Origin of the sequence: Myxococcus dinghuensis (assembly GCF_024198235.1) — a bacterium.
Lineage (GTDB): Bacteria > Myxococcota > Myxococcia > Myxococcales > Myxococcaceae > Myxococcus > Myxococcus dinghuensis.
On record NZ_JAKCFB010000081.1, the window covers coordinates 1 to 11,168 of the forward strand.

The following is an 11,168-nucleotide window of genomic DNA, read 5'->3' on the forward strand; positions in this document are numbered from 1 at the left end:
GAGTGGGAGCGCTGCCGGAGCTGAGCTTCAGCTACGCGCAGGCGTTGACGGAGCAGGTGGTGCAGCAGACAGGCGTGGACGGGTGGGTGCTGAACACGCGAGGGGTGAACCTCATCGACATCGATGGCGACGGGATGAGTGACCTGGTGCGCACCGAGTCGGGCAATCACCAGTACAAGAAGGGGAAGGGAACGTCGTTCGATCCGCCTGTCTTGATGTCCGGGCCATCCCTGGCCTTGTCGAGCGTCAAGATGATGGATGTGGACGGAGACTCGCGGCCGGAGTTGGTGCGGATCGCGAGCAATGCGTGGCGTCCCTCTCGCCTGAGTGGGAACACCTGGGTCGACATGGGCAGCACCTGGCCCGGGAGTGAATCGGTGTCTCTCTTCGACGCGAGCTACTTCTACGCGGACCTGAACGGGGATGGGCGCACGGACGTGGTGCAGGCAGTGACGAACGGCATCCGCGTGAAGCTCAACGGCGCGAGCGGGCTGGGCGCGTGGGTGACGAGGCCATACATCGGCGGGGGGACGTCGACGCTGGTGCCCGGGGCGAACTCACGCTTCCACGATGTGAATGGAGACGGGCTGGCGGACGTGGTGCAGCTCACCGACTCCCTGATGAGGGTGTACCTGGGGAAGGGGGACGGCCACTTCGTGCTGACGGGGACGTACAACCACCCGTGGGGGACGCTGGCGTTCCCGCTGGCGGACATCCGGTTGTGTGACTTGAACCGTGACGGGTTGATGGACGTGGTGAGGCTGTCGTCGAGCCACGTGTACTGGTACGCGGGGAAGGCGGAGGGAGGGGTGGTGACGACGCCCCGCTACGTGCCGAGGCCCGGGAGCGCGAGCTACGACTCGGTGGTGGCAATCGCGGACATCAACGGGAACGGGAGCGAGGACGTGGTGTGGTCGTCGCAAGAGGGCCTGTGGGTGTTGGACATGGCGGGAGCGACGACGGCGGGGATGTTGGTGGGTGTGGAGAACGGGCTGGGGAAGAGCCTGGCGCTGAGCTACTCGGCGTCGGCGGTGCTGTCGGTGGCGGCGGAGGTGGCTGGGCAGACGTGGACGAGCAAGCTGCCGATATCGGTGCCGGTGCCCATCAGCCTGACGACGCAGCCTGGGGTGGGGGAGCCGGCGCGTGTGGTGGAGTACGGGGTGAGGGACGGCTTCTGGGACGGGGAGGAGCGGCGGTTCGGAGGCTTCCTGACGAGCGTGAGGAAGGTGGTGGGGGCGACGGCGGGGGACACGCTGGTGGAGACGACGAGGTACCACGCGGGGTTGGGGGCGGAGCGCGTGCTGCGCGGGGTGCCGGTGGAGGTGAAGACGGAGGACGGGACGGGGACGCTGTACACGCGGGTGACGTCGACGCACGAGGCGCGGCCCGTCGCGGGGCTGCCAGATGTTCCACTCCTCCGGCGTGATGCGAACACCGCGACCCAGTCATGGAACCACGAAGGGGTGACGACGCCGGTGGAGACGCTGGTGACGTACACGTATGACTCGCAGGTGCGTCCGGTGGAAGAAGTGCACTCGGGGCGCTTGGACGTGACGGGAGACGAGAAGCGGGTGCAGCGCAGCTACGCGAGCGACGCGGCGCTGTGGGTACACGACGTGGTGTGCGAGGAGAAGGTCCTGGAGTCGAATGGGACGCTCCTGTCGCACGGTCGGACGTTCTACGGAGACGCGACGCAGGTGTTCTCGTGGACCGACCCGGTCAACTGCCGCGCGGGGCGTCTGGTTCGTCAGCGGTTCGGTCTCCTCGTCGAGGACACGTCGTCTCGCTGGGTACTCCAGGAGGCGAAGGAGTTCGATGCCTGGGACAATCCCACGCGGGCCTATTCCAAGGGCGTGTGGCGGACGCTGGGATACGACGCCAACCACCTGCGGCCGGTGTCGGAGAGCGTGACGCCCTCGGCAGGCCACACGCTGACGTGGACGAGCGTGTGGGACGACGTGCTGGGCCAACCCGCCAGCGTGACGTCACCGGACGGCTCGACCACGGAGTTGAACTACGACAGCCTCGGACGACTGACGTCGAGGGCGCTGGCGGGAGCGCCGCCACATGTCCGGTATGCCTATGACTGGACCGCGCCGCGGCCGAAGACCTTCACGTATCTCCATGACGGCGCCTCGGCGTCGCTGCCTGGAAGCTGGACGGGCGGCTGGGTCGCGGGAGGCCCATGGCGGGAGAGCGTCACCGTGGCGAACGGCGCCGGCGAGGCGCTGTACTCCGCGACGCGCCTGACGACGCAGCGCTGGGTGGTGTCCGACTGGACGGAGCGGGACGCGAGGGGACAGGTCGCCTTCGTGGGCAATGCCTTCTACGCGGACGGTGCCCTGCCCACGGTGCTGCCGGCGGAGACTCCGGGACAGGTGCTGGCCCACGACGCGCTCGGGCGATTGGTGAGTCACCAGTTGCCCAATGCCGGCGTGAGGACGCTGGCCTACAAGGCCTTCGAGACGACCCGGACCGACTCCGAGCTGGCACCCGTGACGACCCGGTTCGATGGCCTCGAGCGCATCCTCCACACCGAGCGACAGGTGGGGACCGTGCTCGAGTCCGTGGACGCCGTCCACGACGCGATGGGGCGCCTGCGCTCCATCCAACTGCAGGGCGGGCTCGTCAGCCACGTCTTCACCTACGACTCCCTGGGACGCATGGTGGCGGCGCAGGACCCGGACGTGGGGCCGCGTACGCTGCGCTACGACGACCAGGACCGCCCGACCCATCACACCAACGGCGCGAACCAGACACGCCGGTACTTCTATGACGACGCGGGTCGCCTGACGCGGACGGAGGGCGAGGACGGCTCGGCCTTCGTCTACCACTACGACGAGAACCAGGACGGCACGACCCTGGGCAACGTCATGGCGCGCCTGGCATGGGTGGAGGAGCCGCTCGGGTCGATGCACATGACGTACGACACCTTCGGCCGGGTGGCGTGGCAGCGGCGCGTGGTCGACGGCGTGGACTCCGTGGAGACCGCGACGTACAGCACCTCGGGCTTGCTGCTGTCGTCTTCCGTGGATGGTCAGGCCATCGCCCGGACCTACGATGCCGCGGGGCGGGCCCTGGGCATCGGCGGCTACTGGGCCGCGCTCCAACTCGACGCGGCGGGGCGCGTGCTGGAGGAGCAGTACGGCAACGGCGTGCGCCAGCTCCACGAACGAGACGACCTGGGCCTCCCCTCCCGCATCCGGACGGTGAACGCGCTGGGCCTCGCCCTCTATGACGTGACGCTGACCCGCAACGCCTACGGCGCGCCGGTGACGGTGACCGATACGGACGGGCGGGGACTCAACCACTCGGCGGTGTTCGGCTACGACGGCGCCGCACGTCTGACGGACGCCATCCTGGGCGCGGTGACGACGCCAGGTGGCTCCCTCGGCCAGGGGCCTGGCTCGTATGTGTTCGGCTACCAGTACGACGGACTCCAGAACATGGTCGGCCGGCAGGTGACGGGGCCGACGTCGCTGGACCTCCTCGCCGGGACGTTCCACTTCGGCGAGCGCGGCTTCGGGCCCCGGCAGCTCACGCGCGTCGCCACGCCGTCCGGCGACACGCTGGTGGACTACGACGCCGCGGGTCGGCAGGTGCGCCAGGGCGACCGGCTGATGACGTACAACGGGCTCGACCAGTTGGTGCACGTGGCCTTGCCCGCCTCGCCCGGGTCGTCACCGGGCTTCGTGAAGCACGCCTATGGGTACACCGGGCAGCGGGTGAGGACGGAGTCGTCCTCGGGGGAGCTGCAGTACTGGTTCTCTCCCCAGGTCACGCAGCGCCCCACGGGGGCGCGGGAGCGCTATCTCACCGTGGGGGACCGCACGGTGGCGCGCGTCACGTCCACCGTCTCGGCCGCCGCGGGCGTCCAGGCCGGCGCGTCCGGACACGGAGGTCTCCGTGGCGCGGCGTGGGGAACGTTCATCTCCCACGGGTTGGGCGCGCTGCTGCTGGGCACGTTCGTGCTCGGACGGACACACCGGTCGCGTGGGCAGCGTCTGACGGCGGGCGTGGTGCTGGTGGCGATGCTGGGCGTGGGGTGCGAGTCGGGCCTCCGTGCTCCCGACCTCGGGGTGGGCCGAGCCCCCATCTGGGTGGCGGTGGGCACCGTCTACTTCCAGAGTGGCGTGAGCGCGGGCCTCACGCTGCTGACCCAGGAGGACGGCAGCGTGCAGGAGGAGCGGCGCTACGAGCCCTTCGGCGCGCCCATCGACGCGTACCGCGAGTTCGTGGGGGGCGGTACCGCCGTGGAGCCCGTGAGCCACGAGGAGGAGCCGCTCAACGCGCTGAACAAGCTGACGGACCCACACACGGGCTGGAGCGACCACGGGGCGCGGTGGATGGCGCCGTCGCTGGCCTCGTGGCTGACGCCGGACCCGCCCATGAAGGGGCCGGACGCGAAGTTCCTCGACCAGCCCTGGGACCTGCATCCGTATCAGTACGTCCGCCAGAACCCCGCGCTGTATTGGGACCCGGATGGGCGCGAGCCGGTCCTCGACAAGGCGGGCACGGCGGAGGGATTCAGGAAGGAGTTCGAGACGGCCCGGGGACACGAGGTCGGCAAGGCCGCGGCGGACCGGCTCGTCAACCTGTCCGAGGTGAACTACAACATGAGCGGTCCCGCGCCCGCCAACACGCGCTTCCTGCAGAACATGGCCAATCGCTATGTCTACACGGCGCGAGGCGGGTGGGTCGACATGAACCATTTCATGTACTACGCGGGGCACGCCTACGAGTATCTCCAGCGGATGGGAGGCCATCCGGCGCTGACCGAGCGGGCCATCGTCCGCACGGTCGAAACGGGGCGCTGGCAGGAGATCGCGGACGGTTGGAAGGGCGTCCAGGGAATGGGCTCGTACTACTCCTACGAGGACCTCCCCAGCGACCTGTACGGGGCCCAGTTCGGCGCCAGCTACTTCGACCCCACGTCCGACAAGTCCCTGGCGGAGCAGGTGGAGCTGTTCCTCAACAACCTGGGCGCCACCGCGCCGGACCGCGCTCCCAACTACTCGTCCATCCCCGCCAACGACAAGGAGGCGGGGACCGCGGCCTACAAGCGAGGGGGACCCTCGGCCAAGAACGAGACCACGACCCCCATGGAGACGCTGCCCGTGGAGTCCTGGCTGGGCAAGTGAATCGTCGCGCGCGTGACGCGACAGGAATTGTCGGGAAATAGCCAGGAAATGCAGCTCGGGGGGTATGGCACTGGAGGGGCCGCTCATGGGGAAGCGGCAGCCATTGCCAACATGAAGAAACTCCTGAGTTTGACTGGAAGTGTCCTGGGACTGTTGTTGCTGGTCTCATGTGGTCCCACCGAGCCAGGGGTGGAGGCTCCTCCCACGGGAGAGGCCTCCGCCCGCCAGCCGCTCGATGAGGTGTGCACCCGCGTCGAAGCGACGCTGCTCTCGCTGAAGACGACGAACGGCGCGCGGGCGTGCAGCTTCGACGAGGACTGCCCCTGGGGCTCCTTCTGCAACCAGAGCACGCTCAAGTGTGACTGGCAGTGCCTCGAGAACGGCACGGGCGCCAACGCCTGCTCCGTGGCGGGGACGACGTGTGGCTGCGACGGCCGCTGCGCGGTGCCTGGCTCGGAGGCGCCTTCGGAGGTGTCGCGGCCGAACCTCGGCGTGGAGCCCGCCTATCTGACCTTCACCCCTCCCACGGCCCCGGCGACGGTGTGGAAGGAGCAGTCCGCGGACGTCTCGCTGACGGTGGACACGGCGGCGCAGGGGACCGCGGCCGCGATGCGCCAGGTCCGCGTGTCGGGCGGTCCCGAGGTGGAGGTGTCCTGCGCCTCGGTCTCCGGGCCCTTCGCCAGCGAGTGCACCCTCACGGGGTGGACCTTCACGGCCAAGGGGACGCGCTTCCAGGCGACGAAGCGAGTCTGGGGACGCCCCACCTCCGGCAGCACGCGCACGACCTGGAACCTCCAGTTCGACGGTGAAGGGCTGACGCCGCGCCGCGCGCAGGTCTCCGCGGCCCGTATGACGACGCCGGCCGCCACCTCCGGGACCGTCCGGTTCGAGGGTTCGGTCACCCTGCGTGTGCTGAACACCGTGTCCTCGACGTCGACGGAGGGGTCGCCGGAGACGCGCCTGACCATCCCCGTGCAGGCGTGGGTGAACAACGACTACCTGCTGCTCCATGACGCGTCCCGCGTCCTGTCCCCCTCGGGCAAGCTGCGCGTGGAGCGGGTGCAGCCCTACGTGGAGTTCGCCTGGCTGCCCTCCACCACGGCCTCCGGAGACCGGACGACGGTGGACGCGCTCACGGCGGTGTTGAGCGGCAAGACGTTCTCGGGCCTGCCGTCGGGGGCGCGCAGCCTGTCGGGGCGCTTCGACATCACCTTCACGTCGTATGGCACCAACTTCCTCAACGCGGAGTACGCGCTCTCCAAGTCGCGGGACACCGCCGTCGCGTGCAGCGCCTCGGCGCCCTGCGCGACCGGGTACGTGTGCGAGCAGGGCCTGCAGGCCTGCGTCCCGGGCACGGCGTGGACCACGCTGAGCAACGGCTACTATCCGCGGAACACGGTGGTGCACGAGCAGTTCAAGGCGTGGAAGGACTCGGGCGCGTCGCAACTGGCGGCGGCTCCGTCGGCCTATTCGCTCTCTCCCGAGCGGGTGGCGCAGGGCGTGCTGTGTGACACGGGCGCCGGGCAGCCTCCGCAGTCTTCGTTCACCTCGACGGTGCTGACGTACTCGGGCGAGCTCGCCTGCTCCACGGGGCAGCCCACGTACTTCGCGCGGCTGAACACGCAGCGGGACCTGGCGGCGGTGCTGCCGTCGTCTCCCGTGCTGGAGAGCCGGCAGATGCTGCAGGCGTGCGTGAGCGACCTGCAGCAGATGCCCTCGGGCTCGTACTCGTCCACGCTCAATACGTTCTTCACCCAGCGACTGCAGAACCCGGGGCAGTGCTTCAGCGTGCCCCGGACGTTCGACGCGTTGTCGCTGCTGGGCACCAAGCGGCAGACGTCGCGGGACCGGCTGCGGTGGTACCTGCTCCAGCAGTGGATTGGAGCGCACGCCTTCGTGGCGCGCCAGACGGTGCTGCACGGCAAGTCCTACGACTACATCGGCGATGCGCCGCAGGTCCAACTTCCGACGATGAGCAACTCCCTGGACCAGTTCGAGCGCGCCTGGGAGCTGTACCTCACCCCGGAGATGGGGGTGTCCGCCCTGGACGGCGGCCCGGACGGCTTCTGTGAGTTCAAGAACCCCGACTACCGGCTGCCGTCCACGCCGGTGGGCGTGTGGACGTACGACAACACCGAGTACGTCCAGTCGCGCAACTTCTACTGGGACATCGCCGCGGAGGGTGGGGACCTGACGTTCCTGTGGTACCCGGACCCCTCGAAGCAGTACGCGTGCAGCACGCACGTCGCGGAGCAGTGCGGGATGAATCCCGCCCTCTGCCCGCCCCAGCCCAGCCGCTGCGGCATCGGCTTCTATCCCATCCTCGCCTTCGGCGAGGGCGTGAACGGCGACTCCGGGAACAAGTTCTACGTCTACAAGTACGCGGCCGAGTACATGACCATGCCCGACGAGGCGCTGGTCGTGGAGCACGCCGTCGGTGGGACGCGGCACTTCGCCAGCTACGACCTGGACTGGATGCAGTCCCGTCCGATGAACGTCCCGGTCGTGGCCCGGCGCAGGGGAGGGCAGTACTCGTTCTTCGACGCCAACGTGCCGGCGGGGCCCATCGCGCCTCCCGCGGACAACATCGACCTGCCTGACTACTACGTCCCCTTCATCGAGGACGAGCCGCTGCCGGTGGGAGACACCGCGGAGTCCACGACGGGCATCGTGTTGTTCGACTACGCGATGAGCGACGCGGAGCTGCGCGCCGCCGCGGCGAAGCCGTACTCCGCCTGGCTGAACGTGGCCGCCGAGCGGCTGCCCATGCCCGGCAACCTCCCGCACCACGAACAGGGAATCGGGCTCCCCACGGCGGTGCTGGAGGGCGTCACCGCGAACCTGGACCTGCTCGACGCGGAGCTGGCGCGGGTGGCCCGCACCTCCACCTGCCAGGACACGGCGGCCGGGTCGGTGCGCGCCCTCGCCCTGGATCGCTACGGACGGGTCATGCGTCAGGCGCTCACGCTCGAGGCCTCGGCGAGTCGTCAGATGCGCCTCATGGCCTCCATGGACTGCGTGGGGAATCCCCAGATGGCGGGGGGCGTGGAGGCGCGCTACAAGCAGGCGCGCGCGCGGCTGGAGGCGGCGCGGGGTCGTGTGCAGCGCACGCTCCAGGCGATGACGTCGTGCGAGGCGATGAACATCCCGGAGAACGAGGCCCCGCTGCTGTTCCGCAGCGTGTCCGGCGCGTCCGAGCGGTTCTTCGCGAGCTCGGACTACGTCAAGTCGTACTCGGACCTCGCGCTGGCGAGCGCGGAGGCGGACGTGACCGCGGCGCGCACCGCGTGGGAGCAGCAGCGCACCAGCAACATCCAGCAACAGATGACCGTGCAGGACGCGCAGCGGCGGGTGGAGCGGCTGCAGGCGGAGTATGGCCGCCCGCTGGTGGAGATGTGCGGGCTGACGGTGGACTCGAAGGACGCGCTGGCGCTGTTCGACCCGGCGCAGCCCAACGCCCTCAAGCCGGAGACCTGCTACATGGCGAAGCAGACGCCCGAGTGCAACGTCAGCCCGACGGAGATGTACTCGGCGGTGACCACGGAGCAGGCCCGGTTCTCGATGTGCGTCTGGGCGGACCTCCGGTCGACGGGGGACATCACCCTGACCGCGCCGTTCTCCAACGTGCTCGACAACTACTCCACGGCGACCGTCTCCAACGGCATCATCTCCGCGAGCGGAAAGCAGTTCGAGACGCGGTACCTGTACCAGCCGCCGTTTTCGCTGGACCGTGTGTCGACGCAGCGCCTGGCGACCGCGCAGCAGATGTGTGCCCTGGTGTCCGGTGGGATGCGGGAGCTGCCCTCGCCCATCGACCTGGGCAAGGGTCTGAGCAACACCTGCTACCGAGGTGAGCTGGGCATGGCGCGGCTGCAGATCACCGCCGCTGCGCAGAGCATGCAGGTGGCACGCTCCGCTTGGGCCGACGCGCAGGAGCGCTACAACATCGCCACCAACAAGTGCATCGACCTCGTCTACAACGAGGCGCAGAAGGCGGCGGTGCGCAACGCGCATGACGCGGCGATGCTGGAGTTGACGGGGGCGAAGGAGACGGCGGACCGTCTCAACCAGGGGCTCAACAGCTTCAACCGGGCGCTCGGCACCGCCGAACAGGGCGCCATGATTGGCAGCTCGTTCGGTGGTTACGTGGGTGGCATCATCGGAGGGGTCATCGGGTTCGGACTCGGCCTCTTCGGTGCCCATGCCGCGGACGAGTCCATCCGGCTCCAGCAGGAGATCTACGTCACCGAGCTGCACTTCCAGCAGCAGATGAACCTGCTGGACCTGGATATCCGGGTGAAGAACTGCCTGTCGGACGCGAACCTGAGCATGCAGGGCGTGAAGACGGCGGCGCTACAGGTCGCCCGTGCGTCGACGGACGTGGAGCTGGCGATGTTGGACCTGCGGAACATGCAGACGCGCGTGACGCAGTTGACGGCCGAGGGGCTGGCGGCAGTGCAGCGGGAGCAGGGGCGCACGGTGGAGTCGCTGGCGCACCACTACTGGCTGGACGAGCGCATCGAGGATGCGAACGCCTCGTTCGAGTGGGCCCGACGGCTGACGTACCTGCTGGCGCTGTCGCTGGAGTACGAGATGCAGCGCAGCCTGAGCGAGCGGCAGACCATCCTGAGCGCCACGCGTCCCTCTCAACTGAGGTCCGTGTACACCAACCTGGTGGCGCTGAAGTTCGCGGCGAAGGTGGGCAACCGGTTCCCGGGCGAGGACACGGTGTTCCTGAGCCTGCGGGACGACGTCCTGAAGCTGTCGGCGATGACGGGGGCTCCCTCGGGAGAGCGTGACTACTCGCCCGGGCAGCGGTTCGCGAGGCGCATCTCGTCGCCACAGCAGTCGGTGTTCGACCGGACGGGGCACTATCTGGGGCAGGGCATCACGTTCAACATGCCTGTCCCCAACGGGCTGGCGAACCGGTGTGCGGAGCGCCTGTGGTCGGTGCGCGCCAACATGGTGACGGATGGCTCGGGGACCTGGCCGCAGGAGCAGGGCGCGCAGGTGCTCCTGTACAAGCGGAACACCTTCCAGAGCCGCTGGTGCAGCAGCCTGGGTCTGGGAGATGGGACGGACTTCCAGGTGCGCGTGCACAGCCCCTCGGTGGAGCTGTCCGGCCAGCCGCCGCTGGCGGACGCCGCGTCGACGAGCGCGTGGTCGTCGGCCAGCATCCAGTCGCGCATCAACGCGGATTCGGGCGTGTGGTACGGGCTGGCATGTACGTCACAGAACGGCTGCACGGACGAGCTCGCGGGGCGCGGCTTCTTCGGTGAGTACATGCTGCTGCTGCCCCAGGTGGGACTGTTGGGGAGCGGCTTCGATGCGTCTTCGGTGGAGGACGTGATGCTCGCCTTCGAGGTGGAGTCCGTGTCCAACGCGCCGGAGCCGGGCCTGCGCCGGAAGGAAGTGGGCTCGCTGGAGGAGACGTCTCCGTCGGAGGAGTGCGGCTCCATCCAGACCGAGCCGATGAGCTGCGCGCGGTAGCGGACGCGTCGTTCCTGTAGGCAGTCACAGTGGTGGGAGGCGCTTGTCGATGTCGACGAGCGCCTCCTTTTCATGTCCAGACAACAATGAGGATGTCTCGATGAAGCGAGTCATTGCGGCTTTGCTGTTGGGGGGAGTTGCGCCCGCATGGGCTGCGTCGGAGCCAGTGCCGAGCGCACTGAGCGCGCAGACGCTGAGGTTGCCGGACGGACCCGGGTCGGTGAGAGGACTCGGGGACGCGGTGACGGTGGATGGGTTCAGCGCACAGGTGCAGTACACGGTGCCATTCGAGCTGCCGGGAGGGCACGCGGGGTTCGCGCCCGGGCTGGGGCTGTCGTACTCGGGAGAGCTGGGGAACGGCCCTGTGGGAGTGGGGTGGACGCTGCCGGTGATGTCGGTGAGGCGCTCGCTGAGGCAGGGCGTGCCGGGATACGCGGCGACGGATGAGTTGGAGTTGGTGGGAATCGCGGGAGGAGGGCGGCTGGTGCCGGTGGGAGACGGCACGTGGAGGCTGGAGGGGAGAGGGCAGCAGGTGAA

At 68.9% G+C, this 11,168-nt stretch carries 3 protein-coding genes; all 3 read left to right on the top strand.

All coding sequences use genetic code 11. The features are described 5' to 3' along the window. On the top strand, positions 1-5,141 hold a 5,141-nt coding region (locus LZ198_RS43135; RefSeq protein ID WP_256560388.1), incomplete at its 5' end, for an FG-GAP-like repeat-containing protein. Positions 5,142-5,330: 189 nt separating this feature from the next. Continuing rightward, positions 5,331-10,631 carry a hypothetical protein gene (locus LZ198_RS42040; protein WP_253977813.1) on the top strand — a complete coding sequence of 1,767 codons (5,301 nt, stop codon included), beginning with the start codon at positions 5,331-5,333 and terminating at the stop codon, positions 10,629-10,631. A gap of 220 nt (positions 10,632-10,851) precedes the next feature. Continuing rightward, the coding region (locus LZ198_RS42045) for a SpvB/TcaC N-terminal domain-containing protein (protein WP_323383480.1) at positions 10,852-11,168 on the top strand (317 nt) is incomplete at its 3' end.